The organism is Delftia sp. WSY_7 (genome assembly GCF_043104845.1).
GTDB classification, from domain to species: domain Bacteria; phylum Pseudomonadota; class Gammaproteobacteria; order Burkholderiales; family Burkholderiaceae_C; genus Comamonas; species Comamonas tsuruhatensis.
In genome coordinates this window covers 1-21,631 of record NZ_JBICLB010000054.1, presented here as the reverse complement: position 1 = coordinate 21,631, position 21,631 = coordinate 1, and the positions used below count along the sequence as shown (strand labels likewise).

Below are 21,631 nucleotides of genomic sequence, written 5' to 3'. Positions count from 1 at the left end.
CTCGCTTGAACATGAATTCCCCTTCAGAAATCCAGGCCCTGTATTCGAAATTCAGCGGTGCCGAGGCCTCGGAGCGATTGAGGGCCGAGATCCGCAGCCAGGTCGCAAGCTGGCGCTGGGCGTCCGACTCCATGAGCTTTGACGAACCCTATGCCCGTGAGCTGTTCGGCGGCCCTGCCGCACGCTGGCTCAGCGATGGGCGGGCAGACCCGCAAAAGCATGTGCACCACGGCTTTGATGCCCAGGGCCGTATCGTCATCGAATGCCGGTCCAACGCGCGCGAGCAGGTATGCCTGTACACGCCCGGCCAGCGCACAACCGTGTCGTGGCATGGAGGCGGCAGCATCGATTCCGTCAGCCAAAGCCGCTACGAGGAGGGGCGGCTGGTCGCCCATCACATGCACCTTGGCTACCGTGGCATGGACAGCCGTTATGAGTACGACGGCCGGCAACTGCAGTGCAGCGTGACCCGGAACTGGGAAACCCGTGAGAAGCCCTGGCTCACGCGGCATGTGTTCGTGCATGGCGCGGACGGCGTTCTGGATCGCATCCACCTTCAATACCTGGACACCCAGGGCCAGCCCGAGCCGGGTGCCGACAGGCTGCTCTACCTGCGCCTGCCCAGGGGCGAGACGCTGAAGACCGTCGAGGCGCGTGTGCAGCAGCTGCTGGAGCAGTCACTGGCCACGGCCTTGCAGCAGATCCCACGCGGTGAACCGCTCTACGGTCTTTTGCTTTGCTACACGCATGAGGACCTGACTGCAGCCTGGCCGCCTTTTCTGGTCTGGGGGCGCGAATCCTATCGGCGCGCGGTGCTGGAGCGTGGTGAAGAGATTCCGTATTACCTGTGGGCGCCGGACGAGATACGCGGCATGGGCGAGGCCGATGAGCACTGGTTCTCCGACGAGGCGCTAGGCGAAGCCTGCCTGCTGCATGGCCAGTTGATGGAGATGAAGCAAAGCAATGCCTCGGCCATGCGGGTGCTCAGGCACATGCTGCCCTTGCTGGAGAGCATGGTCAGGCAGGCGGGCCTGCCCGTGACCGATGATTTCGTGGTGGCCTTTGCCGACAACACGGGCGAGGTCGATCCCTTGAAGGCCATGAAGGCCCGTCTGCCGGATGCGCATTGGGCGTTGCTCAAGCAGCGCGGCCTGGTATGAGGTCTCGCGGGCTCTGAAATGAAAAGGCCCGCCGAATGGCGGGCCTCCGTTCAGTGCCGGCGTGCAGTATTGCCGGCGTTTTGCCGGGCGCGCAGGCGCTCAGGCGCCCAGGTAGGCGCGGCGCACGGCGTCGTTGGTCAGCAGGTTGGCGCCGGTGTCCTCCAGCACCACCTTGCCGGTCTCCAGCACATAGCCGCGGTCGGCGATCTGCAGGGCGCGGTTGGCGTTCTGCTCGACCAGGAAGACCGTGACGCCAGCGGCGCGAATGGTCTGGATGATCTCGAAGATCTGCGCAATGATCAGCGGCGCCAGGCCCAGCGTGGGCTCGTCCAGCAGCAGCAGGCGGGGCTTGCTCATCAGCGCGCGGCCGATGGCCAGCATCTGCTGCTCGCCGCCCGACATGGTGCCGGCGCGCTGGTGGGCGCGCTCGCGCAGGCGCGGGAAGAGGCCGAACACATGTTCGATGCCGGCCTCGATCTGCGGCTTGTCCAGGAAGAATCCGCCCATCTTCAGGTTGTCGGTGACCGTGAGGTCCGAGAAGATGCGCCGCCCTTCTGGCGAGACCGCAATGCCCTTGCGCATGATGTGGTGCGAAGGAAGCTGGGTGATGTCCTCGCCCTCGAACGAGATGCGGCCCGAGCTGGCGCGCGGGTTGCCGCACACCGTCATCAGCAGCGAGGTCTTGCCGGCGCCGTTGGAGCCGATCAGCGAGACGATCTCGCCCTGGTTGACGTGCAGGCTGACGCTGTCGACCGCGCAGATGGCGCCGTAGTGGGTGGAGATGTTCTCCAGTTGCAGCATGGCAGGCATCAGGCTTCTCCCAGATAGGCCTTGATGACCCGTTCATCGTTGCGAATGGCATCCGGCAGGCCCATGGCGATGGGCTTGCCGTACTCCATGACCAGGATGCGCTCGGACACGCCCATGACCAGGCCCATGTCGTGCTCGATCAGCAGCACGGCAATGCCGTACTGGCGGCGCAGCTGGTCGATCAGGCCCTGCAGGTCCTTTTTCTCCTGCGGGTTCAGGCCGGCGGCGGGTTCGTCAAGCATGAGCACGCGCGGCTTGGTGATCATGCAGCGCGCGATCTCCAGGCGGCGCTGGTGGCCGTAGGCCAGGTTGCCGGCCTCGCGGTTGACGAACTCGCGCAGGCCCATCACGTCCAGCCAGTGCAGGGCGCTCTCGATCTTTTCCTCTTCGCTGCGGCGGTAGCCCGCCGTGTTGAACAGGCCCGACAGCAGGTTGACGCCGGAGCGGCGGTGCTGTGCCACCAGCAGGTTTTCCAGCACCGTCATGGACTTGAACAGGCGCACGTTCTGGAAGGTGCGCACCACGCCGTGGTTGGCCACGTGGTGGCTGCTGCGCCCCTCGATGGCGCTGCCGTCCAGCGCGATGGAGCCGCTGCTGGGTTGGTAGAAACCGCTGATGCAGTTGAACACCGTGGTCTTGCCGGCGCCGTTGGGGCCGATGATGGCAAACACTTCCTGCGGACGCACGTTGAAGCCCACGTGGTCCACGGCCAGCAGGCCGCCGAAGCGCATGCACAGGTCTTTGACTTCTAGCAAATACTCGCTCATTGCCGGCCCTTGCTGCTATCTGTTGTCCCAAAAATCATGGTGTCGGCATGCCTCATGAGCGCACCTCCACATGGCGACGGCGCATGGGCAGCAGGCCCTGCGGGCGCCAGACCATCATCAGCACCATCACCAGGCCGAAGATCAGCATGCGGTACTCGGAGAACTCGCGCGCCAGCTCGGGCAGCACCGTCAGCAAGATGGCCGCGATGATCACGCCCAGCTGCGAGCCCATGCCGCCCAGCACCACGATGGACAGGATCAGCGCCGACTCGATGAAGGTGAAGGACTCGGGGTTGACGATGCCTTGGCGCGCCGCGAAGAAGGCGCCGCCGAAGCCGGCGAACATGGCGCCCAGCGTGAAGGCCGACAGCTTGATCTTCATGGGGTTCAGGCCCAGCGAGCGGCAGGCGATCTCGTCCTCGCGCAGTGCCTCCCAGGCGCGGCCTATGGGCATGCGCACCAGGCGGTTGGAGATCCACAGCGTGACCACGGCCAGCAGCAGTGCCATCAGGTACAGGAAGATCACCATGTGCAGGGAGCTGAACTCCAGCCCCAGGAACTGGTGGAACGTCGTGCCGCCCTCGGTGGAGGGGGTGCGCGTCATCTCCAGGCCCAGCACCGTGGGCTTGGGGATGCTGGAGATGCCGTCCGGCCCGCCCGTGATGCTGGTCAGGTTGACCAGCAGCAGGCGGATGATCTCGCCAAAGCCCAGGGTCACGATGGCCAGGTAGTCACCGCGCAGCCGCAGCACCGGAAAGCCCAGCACGAAGCCGAACATCGCGGCAGCGGCACCGGCCAGCGGCAGCGCTTCCCAGAAGGACCAGCCGGCCCAGTGGAAGAGCAGCGCATAGGTGTAGGCGCCCACGGCGTAGAAGCCCACGAAGCCCAGGTCCAGCAGGCCGGCAAAGCCCACGACGATGTTCAGGCCCAGGCCCAGCATCACGTAGATCATGGCCAGCGTGGCGATGTCCACCGCGTTGCGGCCCGCAAAGAAGGGCCAGGACACGGCGATCAGCAGGGCCGCCAGCATCAGGCCGTTGCGGTGGCTGGGGCGCGCCTGCGGCAGCGAGGGCAGCGAGACCTTGGGCATCTTCGCCGCGATCAGCGGGCGCAGCAGCTGCACCAGGAAGACCAGGGCGCAGGCCCAGGCCACCACCGTCCAGTCGGGGTTGATGATGGTGCGGGTGCCGGCGCGTTCCAGGTGCAGGCCGAAGATGGGCGTGACGACCACGGCCGTCATCACCGTGGCGATCAGGGCGTCGCGCAGGTTCAAAGTGGGTTTGGTTTTCATCAGACCTTCTCCACTTCAGGTTTGCCCAGCAGGCCCGTGGGGCGGAACAGCAGGATCAGCACCAGCAGGCCGAAGGCCACGATGTCCTTGTACTCGGACGAGATGTAGGCTGCCGCAAAGGTTTCGGCCACGCCCAGCAGCACGCCGCCCAGCATGGCGCCGGGGATGGAGCCGATGCCGCCCAGCACTGCGGCCGTGAAGGCCTTGATGCCGGCCAGAAAGCCGATGAACGGGTTGAGCTTGCCCACGGCCAGCGCGATCAGCACCCCGCCCACGGCCGCCAGCATGGCGCCGAGCACGAAGGTGAACGAGATCACGCGGTTGGTGTCGATGCCCAGCAGGCTGGCCATGTGCATGTCCTGGGCGCAGGCGCGCGAGGCGCGGCCCATGCGCGAGTGGCGGATGTACAGCGTCAGCAGCACCATGAGCACGATGGCCACCACGATGATCAGGATGCGCGAGTAGGGCACATAGATCTCGAAGCCGCCTTCGGCACCGAAGCGCAGCGCGCCCGGCAGCAGCGAGGGCACGGCCATGTCGCGCGCACCCTGGCCCAGGGCCACCCAGTTCTGCAGGAAGATGGACATGCCGATGGCCGAGATCAGGGCCACCAGGCGGGGACTGCGGCGCAGCGGCTTGTAGGCCACCTGCTCCACCACCAGGCCATAGACGCCGGTGACGAAGACCGAGACCACCAGCATCAGGCCGATGATGGCCCACACCGGCAGGCCGCTTTGCGTGCCTATGGCCGACAGCGTGACCAGGCCGATGTAGGCCCCGATCATGTAGATGTCGCCGTGGGCGAAGTTGATCATCCCGATGATGCCGTAGACCATCGTGTAGCCGATGGCGATCAGGGCATAGATGGCGCCCAGGGACAGTCCGTTGAACAGCTGCTGTATCAGCTGAGGTAAGAGTTCTGACATGGTGTAATGCCGCCCCAAAACAGGAAAAGGCCTAAAAGGCCAGGATGCAGACGACCGGGACACGCCGAATGCGTGCCCCGGTCAGTCAGACGGAGGGGGATTACTTGGCAGCGACCGACTTGCTGCCGTCCTTGTGCCATTCGAACACCTGGAAGTCGAAGGACTTCAGGTCGCCCTGCTTGTTCCAGCCCACCGAGCCCAGAACGGTCTCGAAGTTGGACTTGTGCAGGTGGTCAGCCACCTTGGCGGGGCTGTCGCCCACGGCCTTGATGCTGTCCAGCAGCACTTGCGTGGCGGCAAATGCGGTCAGCTGGAAGGCGCCCGAAGGATTGCGCTTCTTGTCCTTGAAGGCCTTGACCACGGCGGCGTTCTTGGGGTTGGCCGAGAAGTCTGCGGGCAGGGTCACCAGCATGCCTTCGACGGCGTTGCCGGCGATGGCGTTGACTTCGGGGTTGCCCACGCCTTCGGGGCCCATCATGCGGACCTTCAGGCCCTGCTCGGAAGCCTGGCGCAGCAGCAGGCCCATTTCGGGGTGGTAGCCACCGTAGTAGATGAAGTCCACGCCGGCGCTCTTGAGCTTGGTGATGACGGCGGAGTAGTCGCTGTCGCCGGCGTTGATGCCTTCGAACAGGGCCACTTCCACGCCGGCCTTCTTCAGGTCGTCGCGCACGGAGGATGCAATGCCCTGGCCATACGACTGCTTGTCGTGCAGCACGGCAACCTTCTTGGGCTTGGCCTTTTCCAGGATGAACTTGGCGGCGGCCGGGCCCTGCTGGTCATCGCGGCCGATGGTGCGGAAGATGAAGTGGTAGTTCTTGCCGTCGGTCAGGGCGGGGGACGTCGCCGAGGGGGTCACCACGACCACGCCTTCGTTGTTGTAGATCGGGGCTGCGGCAATCGATGCGCCCGAGCAGACGGGGCCGATCACGTAGCCGATCTTGGCGTTGACCACGCGGTTGGCGGCCACGGGACCCTGCTTGGGTTCGCAGGCGTCATCGACGGACACCAGCTCGATCTTCTTGCCGTTGACGCCGCCGGCCGCATTGGCCATTTCCACGGCGGTGTTCACGCCTTCCTTGACCATGTCGCCGTACTGCGTCAGCGGGCCGGTGGTGGGAACCACCATGGCGATCTTGATTTGCGCATGCGCTGTGGAGAACAGGGCGGCGCCAGCCAAACCCAGGGCGGCGACGACGGTGTGCATGCGGAACGGAATGCTCATGAGTACTTCCTTCAACTTTGGGTAAAGCGTTCTGAAAAACGCGGTGGCTCCTGTAGGGGCTAGCCGCGCAAAGAAGCACAGGTTAATCGCCTGGTTACCAATGGCAACAGGGTATCCCGGGGCTGGCGCGGCAACAGGCTTTTCGCTAAGGCTCCCATCGCGGCCTGCGCCGTCGGGCGGGGGCTGTTTTGGCCGAAGAAAACGGCTGATGCCGACGCTGCACCCTGACGGTGCTTCATGAAGTCAATATGACCAACTGCAAGAAGGGGAAACACGTACGCTGAATGTTGCATTGCAGCAACGTACGCTGTGGCGATGATTTGCGTGTTCCTGCGATGGATCAGAACGGCGCGGCGGATTCGAAACGCAGCGTCTCGCCAGACAGGGGATGCGCCAGCTCCAGCAGCTGCGCATGCAGCAGCAGGCGCGGCGACAGCGCCTGCACGGCGGCATCGGCATAGAGCGCATCGCCCAGGATGGGATGGCCCAGCGCGGCCATGTGCACGCGCAGCTGGTGGGTGCGCCCCGTCACGGGCTGCAGCTGCACCCGCGTGGTGATTGCGTCCCGGACTTCGGTGGCTTGCGCGCCTGGCAGGGCGCGCCACAGGGTCTGGCTGGGCTTGCCCTGCACGGCATCGATGATGCGCAGCGGGCGCCGCTCCCAGTCGGCGGCAATCGGCAGGTCGATGCTCTGCCATGCGTCGGCTTGCCGCGCGGTGGGGCTGCCTGCCACCACGGCCACATAGCGCTTGTGCACGCGGCGCTGCGCAAAGGCCTCGCTCAGCAGGCGCTGGCTGGCCAGGCTGCGCGCCATGATCACCAGGCCCGAGGTGGCCTGGTCCAGCCGGTGCACGACCAGCGCATCGGGCCAGCGCTGCAGGGCGCGGGCGCTCAGGCAGTCCTGCTTGTCTGGGCCGCGCCCGGGCACGCACAGCAGGCCGCTGGGCTTGTCCAGCACCAGCAGTTCGGCATCTTCGTGCAGGCAGATGACGCCTGCGCCGCCACCTGCACTGGCGCCGCCATCGCGTTGCTCAGGGGTCAAGCCGTTCCCCGCTCATTCAGCAGCCTGTGCACCGTGGCGCACAGCTCTTCCACGTCGTTGGGCTTGTGGACCAGGGCCCTGGCGCCTGCAGCCAATGCGGCCTGCTCGATCTCGGTGGTGATGTAGCCCGAGGCCAGCGCGATGGGCAGCTGCGGCTGGATGGACAGGGCCTCATGCACCAGGTCGATGCCGCTGTAGCCGGGCATGTTGTAGTCGGTGACCAGCAGGTCGCAGTCCTGGGGCGCGGCGCGCAGCGCCTCGATGGCCTCGTGCGGATCGGTGAAGCCGCTGACCTGGTAGCCGCGCCGGCGCAGCAGGCGCTGCACCAGAAAGACCAGGGCCTGGTCATCGTCCACGTACATCACATGCTGCTGCGCGGCCTGCGGGTCGGGCAGCAGGGCGAACTGCGGGCCGGTCGGGGTTTCCGCGGCCGCCAGGGGCTCGGGTGCGCTGGGCAGCGCCTGGGCGGCGAGGGGCTCGGCCGGTGCTGAGTCGGCCGGCGTCAGGGGGTCGGCCGGAGGAAAGTACAGCGTGAAGCGGCTGCCCTGGCCGGGGATGCTGTACACGTCCACGGCGCCGCCGTGGTTGCGCATGACACCGTGCACCACGGGCAGGCCCAGGCCCGTTCCCTGGCCCACGGGCTTGGTGGTGAAGAAGGGCTCGAAGATGCGCTGCAGCGTGCGTGCGTCCATGCCGGGGCCGTTGTCCTGCACCGACAGCGCCACGTAGCTGACGGGCGGCAGGCCCAGGCGCTCGCACAGGCGCTGGTCCGGGCGCACCAGGTCGGCATCCATCTGGATCAGGCCGCGCCGCTCGCCCAGGGCGTGCATGGCATTGGTGCACAGGTTGAACAGGGCCTGCTCCACCTGCATGGCGTCGGCCAGCATGGGCGGCATCTGCGGCGGCACGTGCACCTGCAGCTCCACGGCGGGCGGCAGGGTCACGCGCAGCAGCCGCGCCGTGTCGCCCATGACCTCGCGCGCCTGCACGGGCTTGCGCTGCGGCGGTTCATTGCGGCTGAACGTCAGGATCTGGCGCACCAGGTCGCGCGCGCGGCGGCCGGCCTTTTCGATCTCCTGCAGGCTTTCGATGGCTGCGGCATTGCCGCCGCAGTCAGCCTTGGCCAGCTCCACATTGCCCAGGATGGCGCCCACGATGTTGTTGAAGTCGTGGGCAATGCCGCCGGCCATGGTGCCCAGGGCCTGCATCTTGTGCGATTCGCGCAGCTGGTCTTCCAGCTCGTTGCGCTGGGCCTCGGCCTTCTTGCGGCTGGTGAGGTCGCGCGCGAACACGGTGGTGGTCTCGCCGCCGCTGTGGTGCTCGAAGGAGACGCTGACCTCGACCGGGATTTCGCGGCCGCTGGCCGTGCGTGCCGTCATCTCGCCCAGCACGGCCTGCGTGGTCAGCGGCGCAAAGGACAGGGCCTGGGCCGCATCGGGCAGGAAACGCTCCAGCGGACTGCCCAGCGCGTCGTGCGGCGGACACAGAAACAGGGCGGCAGCCGTGGGATTGAAGACGGTGATGCGCTGCTCGTGGTCCAGGCAGATGATGGCGTCCAGGGCCGAGTTGATGACCGATTCGAGCCGCCGCTCGCTCAGGAACAGCTGGTGGTTGCGCTGCTGCAGCGCCAGGCGCTCGGCCAGCAGCGGGCCCTGGTCGACCACGGCGCACAGGTACTGCGCAATGGGCGGGCCGCTTTGCTGCGGGATGGCGATGCAGGCCACATGCAGGTCGGCGCGCAGCTGGTGCTGCTCGGTGATGTCGAAGCAGACCTCGTGGGCCTCGGTGCGGCCCAGCTCGCGTGCCGCAACGAAGGTCTCGCGCACGCGCTCGGCGTCGTCAGGGTGCACGAAGGGCGCGAAATTGACCAGCAGCCGGTCATGCTCGGTGGGCTGGAAGGCGCTGTGTGCCATGGCGTTGGCCTGCACCACCATGTCGTGCTCGTCCACCACCAGCAGGGGCAGGGGAATGCTGGCAAACAGGGCTTCGAAGCGCTCGGAGGCGCTTTCGGCCACGGCCTGGCTGTAGTCCAGCACGCGGTTCTGGATCTCCAGCTCGCGCTGGTAGTTGCGCAGCTCGGCGACCAGGGCCTGCAGCGGATCGTCTTCGGGCTGGAAGGAGGGGAAACGTTCGACGGGGGGCAGGTCGGCGCCGGGCGCCAGCAAGGCATGCAGGGGCAGGTGCTCGTCGTCGCGAGGCTGGTCGGAAGGGTCTTGGCTGCTCATCGCGTGCTGGCGCTGGGGAAAGCGGCATCTGCCGCACAAATCCTGGTTGCCCGCGCCTGGCGCCCGGCAGATGGACCGGGGCCCGGCGCGGGCAGGGCCGCAGTGTACGCGCGCCGGCCGGGGCGCCACAAGCGCCCCTTTGGGTGGCAGGTGCTTCAGCTCAGGTAAGCGTCCACGGGGATGCAGCTGCAGTACAGGTTGCGGTCGCCGTAGACGTTGTCCACGCGGCCCACCGGGCACCAGTACTTGGACTGGCGCAGGGCGGCCACCGGGTAGGCGGCGGCCTCGCGGCTGTAGGGGTGGGCCCATTCCGAGGCCAGCAGCGTCTCGGCCGTGTGCGGCGCGTTCTTGAGCGGGTTGTCGTCCTGGGGCAGGCGGCCCTGCTCGATGGCGCGGATTTCCTCGCGGATGGCGATCATGGCGTCCACGAAGCGGTCCAGCTCGTACAGGCTTTCGCTTTCGGTGGGCTCCACCATCAGCGTGTTGGGCACGGGGAAGGACAGCGTGGGCGCATGGAAGCCGTAGTCGATCAGGCGCTTGGCCACGTCCTCGGCCATGACGCCCGTGCTTTCCTTGAACTGGCGCAGGTCCAGGATGCACTCGTGCGCCACATGGCCGTGCTCGCCCGCGTACAGCGTGGGGTAGTGGTCGCGCAGCCGGGCGCTGATGTAGTTGGCGCTGAGGATGGCGGTCTCGGTGGCCAGGGTCAGGCCCTGGGCGCCCATCATGCGGATGTACATCCAGCTGATGGGCAGCACGGCCGCATTGCCCAGCGGCGCGGCACTGATCGCGCCCGTGCCGCCCGCAAGGCCCGTGGTGGCATGGCCGGGCAGGAAGGGGACGAGGTCCTCGACCACGCAGACCGGGCCCACGCCCGGGCCGCCGCCGCCGTGCGGGATGCAGAAGGTCTTGTGCAGGTTCAGGTGGCTGACATCGCCGCCGAAGCTGCCCGGCGCGGCCAGGCCCACCAGGGCGTTCATGTTGGCGCCGTCCACGTAGACGCGGCCGCCGTGGTCATGCACCAGCTTGCACAGCTCCTTGACCTGGGTCTCGAACACGCCGTGCGTGCTGGGGTAGGTGATCATGATGCAGGCCAGGTTGGCACTGTGCTGCTCGCACTTGGCCGCCAGGTCCGCCATGTCGACGTTGCCGTTGGCGTCGCAGGCGGTGACCACCACCTGCATGCCCACCATCTGCGCGCTGGCGGGGTTGGTGCCGTGGGCGCTGCTGGGAATCAGGCAGACGTTGCGGTGCGACTGGCCCCGGCTCGCATGCCAGCCCTTGATGGCCAGCAGGCCCGCGTACTCGCCCTGGCTGCCGGCATTGGGCTGCAGGCTGATGCCGGCGTAGCCCGTGGCCTGGCACAGCCAGTCGCGCAGCTGCTTGTCCAGTTCCGCATAGCCCTGCTGCTGGTCGGCCGGGGCAAAGGGGTGCACCTGGGCGAACTCGGGCCAGGTGATGGGAATCATCTCGCTGGTGGCGTTGAGCTTCATGGTGCACGAGCCCAGCGGGATCATGCTGCGGTCCAGCGCCAGGTCCTTGTCCGACAGCTGGCGGATGTAGCGCAGCATGGCGGTCTCGGAGCGGTGGGTGTTGAACACCGGGTGCGTGAGGAAGGCGCTGCTGCGGCGCAGTCCGTCGGGAATCAGCGGCTCCACGCCCTTTTCGAAGGCGGTGAAGCTGGGCAGGGCCTGGTCGTCCCGGGCGAAGATCTTCCACAGCAGCTCGACATCGGCGCGCGTGGTGGTCTCGTCCAGCGAGATGCACAGGTATTCCTTGAAATACACGCGCAGGTTGGCGCCCAGGGACACGGCACGCTCCACGATGGCCTGGGTGGCCGCGCCCGTGTGCAGGCTCAGCGTGTCGAAGCTGGGCGCCTCGCGCAGTGGCGCGCCCAGCTCGGCCAGGCCGCGCGCCAGGATGGCCGTGTACGAGGCCACGCGGCGGGCGATGCGCTCCAGGCCCTCGGGGCCGTGGTAGACGGCGTACATGCTGGCCACCACGGCGGGCAGCACCTGGGCCGTGCAAATGTTGGAGGTGGCCTTTTCGCGGCGGATGTGCTGCTCGCGCGTCTGCAGTGCCAGGCGGTAGGCGGGCTTGCCGTGCACGTCCACGCTCACGCCGACCAGGCGGCCGGGCAGGGAGCGCTTGAACTCGTCGCGGCAGGCCATGAAGGCGGCGTGCGGGCCGCCGGCGCCCATGGGCATGCCAAAGCGCTGGGTGGTGCCCACCACGATGTCGGCACCCCATTCGCCGGGCGGCGTGATCAGGGTCAGCGCCAGCAGGTCGGTGGCCACGATGAAGGCGGCCTGCTTGCCATGCGCCTTGTCCACGTCGGCGCGCAGATCGTCGATGCGGCCGCTGGTGGCAGGGTACTGGGCCAGCACGGCGAAGTAGTCGCCCTCCATCAGCTGGTTCCATTCCTCCAGCGAGTTGGCCAGCAGCACCTCGATGCCCAGCGGCGCGGCGCGCGTCTGTATCACCTCGATGGTCTGGGGGTGGGCATCGCCGGCCACCACGAAACGGTTGCTCTTGCTTTTGACGGAGCGCTTGGCCAGCGTCATGGCCTCGGCGGCCGCCGTGGCCTCGTCCAGCATGGAGGCGTTGGCAATCGGCATGGCCGTCAGGTCGCAGACCATGGTCTGGAAGTTGACCAGGGCCTCCATGCGGCCTTGCGAGATCTCGGCCTGGTAGGGCGTGTAGGCCGTGTACCAGGCGGGGTTCTCGAGAATGTTGCGCAGGATGACGCCGGGCGTGTGCGTGCCGTAGTAGCCCTGGCCGATGAAGCTTTTGAGCAGCTGGTTGCGGCCTGCCAGCGCCTTGAGTTCGGCCAGCGCCTGGGCCTCGGTGGACGCTGGCGGCAGCGCCATGGGCTGGTGGCGCCGGATGGAGGGCGGGACGATGGCGTCGATAAGCGCATCGCGCGATGCCGCGCCGATGGCGCTGAGCATGTGGGCCTCGTCTTCGGGCGCGATGCCGATATGGCGGGCCACGAATTCGGTGGCGTTCTCGAGGGCGGCAAGGGGCTGGGTGGAGGACATCAGCATGGAGGGACCTGTCTCAAAAGCTGAAAAGCGCCAGGGCGGGCCCTGGCGCCCGTCCTGGCCGGAAAGTGGCGTCAGTTGCTCTGGGCAAAGGCCGTGTAGGCGGCTTCGTCGAGCAGCGCGGCCAGCTGGCCTGCGTCGCTGAGCTTGACCTTGAAGAACCAGCCTTCGCCCAGCGGGTCGCTGTTGGCCAGGGAGGGGTCGTCGCGCAGGGCCTCGTTGACTTCGACGATCTCGCCGCTGACGGGCATGTAGACATCGGCGGCGGCCTTGACGGACTCGACCACGCCGGCCACATCGCCCTGGTTGAAGCTGGTACCCACGGCGGGCAGGTCGACGAACACCACGTCGCCCAGCGCGTCCTGCGCGTGGAGGGTGATGCCGACGATGGCCGCGTCAGGGTTGGCGGCGTTGATCCACTCGTGGTCCTTGGAATACTGGATGCTCATGGCTTGCTCCGATAGAAACTGAAAAAACCTGTGAAAGGCGGTTTGAGAAAGGTCAGTGCGCACTGTAGCGGCATGCGATGGCAGGAAAAACGAATCCGCCGAACTCGATCCACGCCAAGCGCGCAGGCTGTCCTCAACCGCGGTGATAGCGGGGCGCCACGAAGGGCGTGGCCTGCACCTGCATGGGCACGGCCTTGCCGCGCACCATGGCCTGCAGCGTGGTGCCGACGGCGGCGCTGCCCGGCTCCACGTACGCCAGGGCCACGGGCTGGTTCAGCGTGGGCGACAGCAGGCCGCTGGTGACCTGGCCGACCTTGCGGCCGCCGGCATCCAGCAGCTCCGTGCCTTCGCGCACGGGCACGCGCTCCAGGGCCACCAGGCCCACGCGCTTGCGCGTGAGCAGCTCGGGCGACTGCAGCTGGGCCAGCACGGTGGCCGCGCCGGGAAAGCCGCCTTCGCGCTCGCCACCTGCGCGGCGGACCTTCTGCACGGCCCAGTTCAGGGCGGCCTCGGCCGGGGTGGTGGTCGTGTCCAGATCGTTGCCGTACAGGCATAGGCCGGCTTCCAGGCGCAGCGAATTGCGCGCGCCCAGGCCCACGGGCCTGACTTCGGGCTGGGCCAGCAGGGCACGGGCAAAGGCCTCGGCGTGGCTGGCGGGCAAGGAGATCTCGAAGCCGTCCTCGCCGGTATAGCCGCTGCGCGTGATGTACAGCTCGGCCCCCTCCCAGTCGAAGTGGCCGCCTGTCATGAACACCAGGCCGGCCGTGTCGGGCAGCAGGCGCTCCATGGCGGCTGCTGCCTGCGGGCCCTGCAGCGCCAGCAGGCCCCGGTCGAACTGGGGCTCGATTTCGCAGCGCTGGCCGATGCGGGCCTGGATGTGCGCCAGGTCTTCGTGCTTGCAGGCGCCGTTGACGATCAGGAACAGGTCGTCCTCGCGGCGCACGAACATCAGGTCGTCCAGAATGCCGCCCGCGTCGTTGAGCAGCAGGCCGTAGCGCTGGCGGTGTTCGCCCAGGCCCAGCACGTCCATGGGCAGCAGCGATTCCAGCGCCGCGCCGGCATCCGGGCCGCGCAGGCTGATCTGGCCCATGTGCGAGACATCGAACAGGCCTGCCGCCTCGCGGGTGTGCAGGTGCTCGGCCATCAGCCCCTGCGGGTATTGCACGGGCATGGAGTAGCCGGCAAACGGCACCATGCGCGCGCCCAGTTCCTGGTGCAGGTCGAACAGCGGGGTCCTGAGCAGATCGGTGGTGGAGGCAGCGGACAAGGAGGGCTCTCTTTCAGGCAAGGAACAAGGCATAACGCCATCCCGGTCCTCCGGGATGTGCTGCCCTGCTGTCCGCTTTACCTGAGAGATTCACCCGCACCTTCCATGCGTGGGGCTTGCTCCTTCGGTGGATGGGGCACACCGCCGTACCCTGCATCTCTCTCCAGCTAGGAACGCCTGCGGCCGTGGCGGCAGGCGGTGCCAGTCCTTTTGCCTGAGCGTTCGGGGCGAACCCTGCGCCTTCGGCGGTGCCGCTGCCTGCGACCGTTGCGGCCGGGCGGGCACTCTCTCCTGACCGGCGCATTCTAGCTGCGGCCAGCGTCCGCGCGGCTTCGGGATTTCCGCGGGCCGACTGCAACTCCATGCGCTTGCCTGCATGGATGCATTTGCAAATTGCATAACTGTCTAAAAAATCTCCTACATTGAGGTGCATCGATATATGAAATCTCGTGAGCGAGAAGGAAGAAGCGCACATGCAGCAGACGCTGGGAGACACATTGGCCTGGCCGGCACGTTACCTGCCGAACAAGGAAGCCCTGGTCGCGTGGGAGGGCGGCGAGCGCCGCGCCTGGACCTACGCCCAGCTCGATGCCGAAGTCAACCGCCACGCCCACGGCCTGGCCGAGCTGGGCATAGGCCATGGCGACGTGGTCGCGGCCTTTCTCTACAACACGCCGGCCTTTGTCTTCACCATGCTGGCGGCCGCGCGCCTGGGCGCCATCTTCAACCCCATCAACTACCGGCTGGCGGCGCAGGAGCTGGCCTTCATCCTCAAGGACGGCGCAGCGCGCGCCCTGGTGTTCGAGCACGAGGGCGGCGAGGTGGCCGCACGCGCCCAGGCCCTGCTCAAGGCCGAAGGCGGCGGCACTGGCGCAGGCATCGAGCACTGGATCTTTGCCGACGATGCCCCGGCCGACCCGCTGCCGGTCTGGGCCACGCAGCGCCTGTCGGCCCTGGCCAGGGGCCGCAGCAGCGCGCCGCCCCAGGCCCATGTGCGCGAGAGCGACCCCTGCATCCTCATGTACACCAGCGGCACCACGGGCCGGCCCAAGGGCGTGCTGCATACGCACCGCAGCAAGCTGGCGCACAACGCCCTCATGCACCAGACCATGCAGTTCACGCGCGACGACGTGGGCCTGGCCATGGCGCCGCTCAACCACACGGCCGAGCTGCACACCAGCTTTTTGCCGCGCCTGCAGGCCGGTGCCACCCAGGTGCTGCTGCGCCGCTTCGACGTGGCCGAGGCCTGGCGCCTGATCCGCGAAGAGCGCGTGAGCTTCTTCTTCGCGGCGCCCACCATGGTCACCATGTTGCTGGCCGACCCCATCGCCTCGCCCGAGCAGGCGCCCGCGCTGCGGCTTGTGGAGTACGGCGGCGCCTCCATGGCGCCGCACCTGATCCGCGAATGGACGCGCAAGGTCGGCAGCGACCTGGTCCAGGTCTACGGCACCACCGAGATGGGCCCCTGCATGTCCATCCTTCTGCCACGCGAGCAACTCTCGCACGCGGGCTCGGCGGGGCTGCCCTCCATGGGCCATGACCTCATCGTGGCCCGCTTGCGCGAAGACAACGCCCCCACCGACCCGGCCGAGGCCTGCCTGCCCGGCGAGGTGGGCGAAATCCTCGTGCGCGGCCCCTGCATGATGGCCGGCTACCTCAACCGCCCCGACGCCAACACCCGCGCCCTGGCGCACGGCTGGTACCACACGGGCGACCTGGGCCACATCGACGACGACGGCTATCTCTGGATCCGCGACCGCATCGACTACATGATCAATTCGGGTGCCGAGAACGTCTATCCCCGCGAAGTGGAAGACGCCCTGGTCGAACACGCCGATGTGCTCGAAGTCGCCGTCATCGGCGAGGCCGACGAGCGCTGGGGCCAGATCGTCGCCGCCCACGTGGTCGCCAAGCCTGGCGCCACGCCCACGGCCGAGGCGCTGGACGCCTTCCTGGTCCACGGCGACCGCCTGGCCGCCTACAAGCGCCCGCGCCGCTACCACTTCCGCGAGGCGCTGCCCAAGACGGCCAGCGGGAAGATACAGAAGCAGTTGCTGAGGGTGGTGGTGGCAGCCTGAGGCTGCGGCCTGCGTTTACTTCTGCGCAGTACAGCACTGCGCCATCGAGTTGCGCAGCCACCGATGCATGGCATCCCCCTGCTTGCGCACATGCCAGGCCTGCTGGTAGGCAAACCGGGGCAGCTCCAGCGGCGGAGCGAAGCGGCGCAGCGTTTTGTGGCGGCGCAGGTCGCCAATGGCACGGCTGCCCACGGTAAGCACGAGGTCGGTGCCTGCCAGCACCTCCAGCGCTGCGCTCCAGTGGGGCAGGGCCAGCACCACGCGGCGGCTCAGGCCTTGGGCGGCCAGCGCCCGTTCGATCTCCTCGCTGGCGTCGGGCCGCATGGCCAGCATGACGTGCGGGCGCTGCAGCCAGTCTTGCAGTGACAGCCCGCCGCGTGCCGGCAGCACGGCCTGGTCGGCCACGCTCACGAACTGCTCCTGGAACAGATCCTGCACCTCGATGCCCTCGGGCAGGTCGGGTGCGTCGGGGAAGGGCCCCAGGGCCAGGTCCAGTTCGCCATCGGCCAGTTGGGCCAGCATCACCTCGCGCGTGGACTGGCTGATGGCCAGGTCCAGCCCGGGTGCGTGCTGGCGCAGATGCCGCATCAGCGGCGGCAGCACGATGCGCGATGCGTAGTCCGACAGCGCCAGCCGCAGCCGTCCGCGTGCGTGGGCCGGGTCGAACTCCGCCTGTGCCAGCAAGCCGTTGAGGCTGCCCAGCGCATCCGCCAGCGGTTGCACCAGGCCTTGTGCGCGTGCCGTCAGCGCCATGCGGCCGCCGCGCCGCACCAGCAACGGGTCGCCCAGGTGCTCGCGCAGCTGCGCCAGCGAATGGCTCATGGCCGGCTGGCTCTTGTGCAGCCGCAGGGCCGCGCGCGTCACATGTTTTTCAGCCAGCAGGGCATGCAGGGCCAGCAGCAGGTTGAGGTCGATCCGGCGCAGTTCATCCATGCCATGAATATAGACCGTGCACACAAATGATTTCCATCAACGTGCTGGATGCGAGAGCATGCAGGCATCGATTGACAGAAGAAGAAAGGTCTTGCCGCATGACAGGTAAAAGCACATTCACCGCCCTTGCTCCCGTGGCCCTGGCGCTGCTGGCGGGGGCTATCCTGCCATTCCAGGCTGCCAGCAATGCCCTGGTGGGCCGCCTGCTGGGCCACCCGCTGTGGGGCGCGCTGGTCTCGCTGGCCGTGAGCGTCATGGTCGTGGTGCCTGCACTGTGGGTGCTGCGCGCGCCCGCTCCGGCCATGGCCCAGGCGGCAGCGGGGCCATGGTGGCTATGGATAGGCGGTGTACTGGGGGCCATCTATGTGGCCAGCGCGGCCGCCGTCACGCCCAGGCTGGGCGCAGGCGGCTTCCTGGTCTGCGTGGTGGCGGGGCAGATCGTGGTTTCGGTGCTGGTGGACCATTTCGGCCTGATGGGCCTGGGCGCCAGGCCGGTCAATTGGTCGCGGCTGGCAGGGGTGGCGCTGATCCTGGGCGGCGTGTTCCTGGTGGTGCAGGGCGGGACGGCCCGTGCAGCGGCGGCCCCATGAGCGCCGCGAGCACGCCCTGCTTCAGGGGCGAAGGCCCCGGCCTTGCCCGCGTCAGGCGGGCATGCCCGGCGGCACGGCGGCCGGCCTTGCCGCTGGCGGACGTTCCTGGCGGTCATCTGCCGTGCCGGGCAGGAACCGGCCCAGCCGGATGACAAAGCAGGCCCCGCCTCCGGCAGCCGGCTGGAAGAACGCGTCGCCTGCGTGCAGCCTGGCGATGCGCCTGACCACGGACAGGCCCAGGCCATGCCCGTTGACGTGCCGGGTGGCGCTTGCGCGTTCATAGGGCTCGAAAACCTGTCTTGCCGCTTCGGGTGCAAGGCCCGGTCCCTGGTCGCTGACGGAAATCAGCAGGTCACCGGACGCATCGCAGCGGGCGGCCAGGGTGATGTCGCCCGCCTTGGCATATTTGATGGCGTTGCCGACAAGGTTGGAGATGGCGATGCGCACCAGGACAGGGTCGCATTGCCATTGCTGCGGGCCTTGTTCCAGATCCAGTTTCAGGCGATGCCGCCGGGACCAGCCGACGAGCTCTGCAGACTCCTCCAGGAGTTCATCCAATGGCGTCTGCTCCAGTTGCAGCCGGAACGCGCCCGCGTCCAGCCGGTCGTTGATCAGGCAGGTGTCCACCAGGGTCATCAGCCGGCGCGAAGCCCTGCGTATCTGGGACGCCTGCTCGATGAGGGAGTCCGCATCCGTCGTCGGGAACGTCTGCAGCTCGGTCGCGGCGCCGTCCACGATGGTGAGCGGGGTGCGGAACTCGTGGTTGATCATGTTGAAGAACTGGCGCTGTTCCAGCCGCATCTCCCGCTCGCTGTGCAAGGCCGTCTGCAGGGCCTGCTGGGCCGTTTGCAGCTGTGCGGTGCGCTGCAGGACCTTGGACTCCAGCTCGCGCTCGGCCGCCTGGGCGCGTGACAGGGCCTGCATCCGCTCACTGCGCAGGGCGCGCTCCGCCACCCGCGTGCGGTTGGTCACCGCCATTCCCAGCAGGATGGCCTCGGAAACACGCCCGGCAAACCACAGCATCTGGGCCGATGGCAGCGCGACATCGGGCAGCAGGCCCTGGGTTCTCAGCAGGTTCAGGATGCCCAGGGCGGATGGCACGGCAAACGCCAGCGCGCCCGGCAGGTATTGCCACTGCCTTCGGACCACCAGCAGGTACAGCACGAAGACGGCGCCGAACGATGTGGACACCAGGGCCGTGAACACCACGGCACGCGAGATCTGCGCATAGCCACCCAACAGTGCCAGGCCCAGTGCGATGGCATTCAGCCAGGCCACCACGCTGAAGAGGTGCGCAGCCCAGATCCAATGGCGACGGAACTCGAACAATTGGCTGAAAAACACCGTCGCCACCACACAGAAGCTGCAGTAGGCGATGGACAGCGCATGCTGGGGCTGGTCGGCGCCGGGCAGCCACAGGCCTTCGGGCCGGTAACGGAAAGCAGCGTAGGCAAAACCGGCTGCCAGGAGCGCGGCGCAAAGAATGTAGAGCCTTTCCCTGAGCCAGCACCACAGGATCAGGCTCATCAGCGTGATGGCCAAGGCCGAGCCCATGTACGCGTAAAGCAGCATGGCGGCCGGCGCCATGCTCCTGCCGGGAAAGACCGCAATGCCCTGGGCGGCCTGTGGGTTGGGCAGCAAGCGGGTGAGCAGTGCCAGAAGCGCTGCGGCTGCCAGGGCCTGCACCAGGGTCTGCACCAGCCATTGCGCTGCAGCACCCGTTTGCCAGTGCTTCCGGCCGCCTTCGGTAGGGTTGTCTTGCGTGTGGATCAAGGGTCCGATTGGTTGAAGTGGCGTGCGCCCATATATGTCCGCCGTGCAGGCTTGCGGGGGGCCATTGTGCACCGGCGGCCATTGCGGGAAAGCGCTGTCTGCCGTCTGCCAGGTGCCCCAATGCAACAGGCCGCCCCACTGCGGATAAGCGGGGCGGCCTGTAACGGGCTCCTGGTCTGAATCACGCATCCGGGCGCTGGCGGTAGTCGGCGGGGCTGGGTGAATGGTTTTGCTGCGCCGGTAAGCGTGCTCCCATGCAGACAAGTGTGCGCGTTTGGCCTCAGAAAATGCTGCTTTATTTCTTCAAAACAGGCGTTGCTACAGAAAATTATTCTGCGCCTGCCTGTTTTGCAGTAGATTGCCGGCCATGGACATCCTCGACAGAAAGATTCTTTCCGCCCTGCAGGCCAACGCGCGCGCCAGCCTGCAGGAAATCGGCGCGGCCGTGGGCCTGAGCGCCTCGCCCTGCTGGGCACGCATCAAGAAGCTGGAAGAGGCGGGGGTGATCGAGGGCTATACCGTGCGCCTGAACCCGCTGGCGCTGGGCCTGGGCGATACGGTGCTGGTGCAGGTCACGCTGGACAGCCATTCGGACAACACGCTGGAGAAATTCGGCGAGATGCTGGCGACCATTCCCGAGGTGGTGGAGGCGCACCTGGTCTCGGGCGAGTACGACTACCTGCTGCGCGTCGTCGTCAAGGACACGCGCGACTACGAGCGCCTGCTGCGCGAGAAGCTCTACAAGATCAAGGGCATACGCCACAGCCAGTCCAGCTTTGTGCTGCGCACGCTGAAGAAGGCGGACCTGCCGCTGGGGGTCTGAAGTCCATGCCTTCTGGCCAGGCGCCGCCGCCCGCTCCCTACCGCGAACACTCCCCGCCGCCCGCCTTGCAGCCGCACTTCCAGTGTCTGTGGAGCAGCACCGTGGCCCCGGACTATGCCGGCGGCTTTCTCGTGGTGCCCGATGGCTGCGTGGACATCGTCTGCAAAGGCGGGCGGCTGCTGGCCGTGGGGCCTGACAGGGTGGCTGCGCGGCCTGCGCTGGTGCCGGGGTCCGAGGTATGGGGGGCGCGCTTCGGCCCCGGTGCGGCCAGCGCCTGGCTGGGCCTGCCCATGGACGAGATCGTGGGGCAGGCGGTGGAACTGGGCGATCTGCTGGGGCCGCGCGCGCGCGAGTGGGTGCATCGCATCAACGATGCGCAGCCGGGCGCAGGGCAGGCCGTGTTCATCCATGGACTGGTGCAAATGGGCCGCGACGCCCCGGAGCCCGACCGGCAGGCCATGCAGCTGTTCGGTGTGGCGGCTGCAGCCGGGCGGGACGCATCCGGTGTGCTGGCCGCCATGCGCGCGCAGCTGGACATGTCCGAGCGCAGCCTGCGCCGCCTGTGCCACGCGCAGTTTGGCTACGGCCCCAAGACGCTGGAACGCGTGCTGCGCTTTCAGCGCCTGCTGGCCCTGGCACGGTCTGACCGGCAGGCAGGTCTTGCGGCCCTGGCGGCGGAGGCCGGCTATGCGGACCAGGCGCATCTGTCGCGCGAAGTGAGGGCGCTGTGCGGCATCACGCCCCGCGCTGCCCTGCAGCAACTGCTGGATTGAGCGGCCCGGCTGGCCGTTTTGTTCAAGATGCCATGCCCCTGCGTGGCCGATGATGGCGGCCTACCGACATTCAATGGAGCATCACATGGGCATCAGGGGCAACAACCACCAGATCGACAACATCGAATTCAACGTGGCCGACATCGCACGCAGCAAGGCGTTCTACGGCGCGGCCTTCGGCTGGACCTTCACAGACTACGGGCCGAGCTACACCGAGTTCAGCGACGGCCGGCTGACGGGCGGCTTCACCACGGGCGAGGAGGTGCGGCCCGGCGGCCCGCTGGTCATCCTCTACGCCGACGATCTGGCCGAGGCGCAGCGCCGCGTGCAGGCGGCCGGGGCCGTGATCAGCCGCGCGGTGTTCGCGTTCCCGGGGGGGCGCAGGTTCCACTTCACCGATCCGGACGGCTACGAGCTGGCCGTGTGGTCGGCCGATGCCTGAAAGACGACAGCCCGCA

Annotated in this window: 18 protein-coding genes and 2 riboswitches; of the genes, 6 read left to right on the top strand and 12 right to left on the bottom strand. The window is 67.6% G+C overall.

Annotation, left to right across the window (positions count from 1 at the left end; all coding sequences use genetic code 11):
* Positions 1-11: 11 nt before the first annotated feature.
* Entirely contained in the window at positions 12-1,160 is a 1,149-nt protein-coding gene (locus ACF8ME_RS26120; RefSeq protein ID WP_016446338.1) for a hypothetical protein, read from the top strand.
* 99 nt (positions 1,161-1,259) lie between these two features.
* Here the strand turns inward: ACF8ME_RS26120 and ACF8ME_RS26115 are convergent, their stop codons facing one another.
* The 10 genes from ACF8ME_RS26115 to gcvT all read right to left on the bottom strand — a co-directional run bounded on the left by ACF8ME_RS26115 (position 1,260) and on the right by gcvT (position 14,236).
* Entirely contained in the window at positions 1,260-1,961 is a 702-nt protein-coding gene (locus ACF8ME_RS26115; protein WP_026062223.1) for an ABC transporter ATP-binding protein, read from the bottom strand.
* 8 nt (positions 1,962-1,969) lie between these two features.
* A complete protein-coding gene (livG, locus tag ACF8ME_RS26110) occupies positions 1,970-2,737 on the bottom strand; it encodes a high-affinity branched-chain amino acid ABC transporter ATP-binding protein LivG (RefSeq protein ID WP_016446336.1) in 768 nt (255 codons plus the stop codon).
* 52 nt (positions 2,738-2,789) lie between these two features.
* Positions 2,790-4,028, bottom strand: a complete 1,239-nt coding sequence (locus tag ACF8ME_RS26105) for a high-affinity branched-chain amino acid ABC transporter permease LivM (protein ID WP_016451503.1) — start codon at positions 4,026-4,028, stop codon at positions 2,790-2,792.
* Positions 4,028-4,954 carry a high-affinity branched-chain amino acid ABC transporter permease LivH gene (livH, locus tag ACF8ME_RS26100; RefSeq protein ID WP_016446334.1) on the bottom strand — a complete coding sequence of 309 codons (927 nt, stop codon included), beginning with the start codon at positions 4,952-4,954 and terminating at the stop codon, positions 4,028-4,030. The genes ACF8ME_RS26105 and livH overlap by 1 nt, the downstream gene beginning before the upstream one ends.
* Before the next feature lie 100 nt (positions 4,955-5,054).
* Positions 5,055-6,176 (bottom strand): branched-chain amino acid ABC transporter substrate-binding protein, encoded by a 1,122-nt coding sequence (locus ACF8ME_RS26095; protein WP_016446333.1) that lies wholly within the window; start codon positions 6,174-6,176, stop codon positions 5,055-5,057.
* Between the two features lie 340 nt (positions 6,177-6,516).
* Positions 6,517-7,218 carry an RluA family pseudouridine synthase gene (locus ACF8ME_RS26090; RefSeq protein ID WP_392418881.1) on the bottom strand — a complete coding sequence of 234 codons (702 nt, stop codon included), beginning with the start codon at positions 7,216-7,218 and terminating at the stop codon, positions 6,517-6,519.
* Complete coding sequence (locus ACF8ME_RS26085) at positions 7,215-9,443, bottom strand: PAS domain-containing sensor histidine kinase (protein ID WP_017404836.1); 2,229 nt, start codon at positions 9,441-9,443, stop codon at positions 7,215-7,217. The genes ACF8ME_RS26090 and ACF8ME_RS26085 overlap by 4 nt, the downstream gene beginning before the upstream one ends.
* Positions 9,444-9,598: 155 nt before the next feature.
* Positions 9,599-12,490: an aminomethyl-transferring glycine dehydrogenase gene (gene gcvP / locus ACF8ME_RS26080; protein WP_392418879.1), complete on the bottom strand. Its 2,892-nt coding sequence runs from the start codon at positions 12,488-12,490 to the stop codon at positions 9,599-9,601.
* Positions 12,491-12,561: 71 nt separating this feature from the next.
* Positions 12,562-12,936 (bottom strand): glycine cleavage system protein GcvH, encoded by a 375-nt coding sequence (gene gcvH, locus ACF8ME_RS26075; protein WP_012206130.1) that lies wholly within the window; start codon positions 12,934-12,936, stop codon positions 12,562-12,564.
* A 133-nt stretch (positions 12,937-13,069) separates the two neighbouring features.
* The gene (gene gcvT / locus ACF8ME_RS26070; RefSeq protein WP_209801978.1) at positions 13,070-14,236 is read right to left on the bottom strand and encodes a glycine cleavage system aminomethyltransferase GcvT; all 1,167 of its coding nucleotides are present in this window, start codon (positions 14,234-14,236) and stop codon (positions 13,070-13,072) included.
* 25 nt (positions 14,237-14,261) lie between these two features.
* Positions 14,262-14,380, bottom strand: a riboswitch (glycine riboswitch).
* Positions 14,381-14,395: 15 nt separating this feature from the next.
* A riboswitch (glycine riboswitch) is annotated at positions 14,396-14,507 on the bottom strand.
* Positions 14,508-14,676: 169 nt separating this feature from the next.
* On the opposite strand from gcvT, the gene ACF8ME_RS26065 reads away from it, so the two are divergent.
* Positions 14,677-16,281: a fatty acid--CoA ligase gene (locus ACF8ME_RS26065; RefSeq protein ID WP_315533457.1), complete on the top strand. Its 1,605-nt coding sequence runs from the start codon at positions 14,677-14,679 to the stop codon at positions 16,279-16,281.
* A 15-nt stretch (positions 16,282-16,296) separates the two neighbouring features.
* Here the strand turns inward: ACF8ME_RS26065 and ACF8ME_RS26060 are convergent, their stop codons facing one another.
* Complete coding sequence (locus ACF8ME_RS26060; protein WP_209668884.1) at positions 16,297-17,214, bottom strand: LysR substrate-binding domain-containing protein; 918 nt, start codon at positions 17,212-17,214, stop codon at positions 16,297-16,299.
* 98 nt (positions 17,215-17,312) lie between these two features.
* Between ACF8ME_RS26060 and ACF8ME_RS26055 the strand changes: the two genes are divergently transcribed.
* The gene (locus ACF8ME_RS26055) at positions 17,313-17,804 is read left to right on the top strand and encodes a DMT family transporter (protein WP_392418876.1); all 492 of its coding nucleotides are present in this window, start codon (positions 17,313-17,315) and stop codon (positions 17,802-17,804) included.
* 51 nt (positions 17,805-17,855) lie between these two features.
* Here ACF8ME_RS26055 and ACF8ME_RS26050 read toward each other — a convergent pair whose 3' ends face one another.
* Entirely contained in the window at positions 17,856-19,577 is a 1,722-nt protein-coding gene (locus ACF8ME_RS26050) for an ATP-binding protein (RefSeq protein WP_392418873.1), read from the bottom strand.
* A gap of 367 nt (positions 19,578-19,944) precedes the next feature.
* Here ACF8ME_RS26050 and ACF8ME_RS26045 point away from each other — a divergent pair, with 367 nt between their 5' ends.
* The 3 genes from ACF8ME_RS26045 to ACF8ME_RS26035 all read left to right on the top strand — a co-directional run bounded on the left by ACF8ME_RS26045 (position 19,945) and on the right by ACF8ME_RS26035 (position 21,615).
* Positions 19,945-20,400 (top strand): Lrp/AsnC family transcriptional regulator, encoded by a 456-nt coding sequence (locus ACF8ME_RS26045; protein WP_012206124.1) that lies wholly within the window; start codon positions 19,945-19,947, stop codon positions 20,398-20,400.
* Between the two features lie 5 nt (positions 20,401-20,405).
* A complete protein-coding gene (locus tag ACF8ME_RS26040) occupies positions 20,406-21,173 on the top strand; it encodes a helix-turn-helix domain-containing protein (protein WP_310044015.1) in 768 nt (255 codons plus the stop codon).
* 85 nt (positions 21,174-21,258) lie between these two features.
* Positions 21,259-21,615, top strand: a complete 357-nt coding sequence (locus ACF8ME_RS26035) for a VOC family protein (protein ID WP_209668890.1) — start codon at positions 21,259-21,261, stop codon at positions 21,613-21,615.
* Positions 21,616-21,631 lie beyond the last annotated feature (16 nt).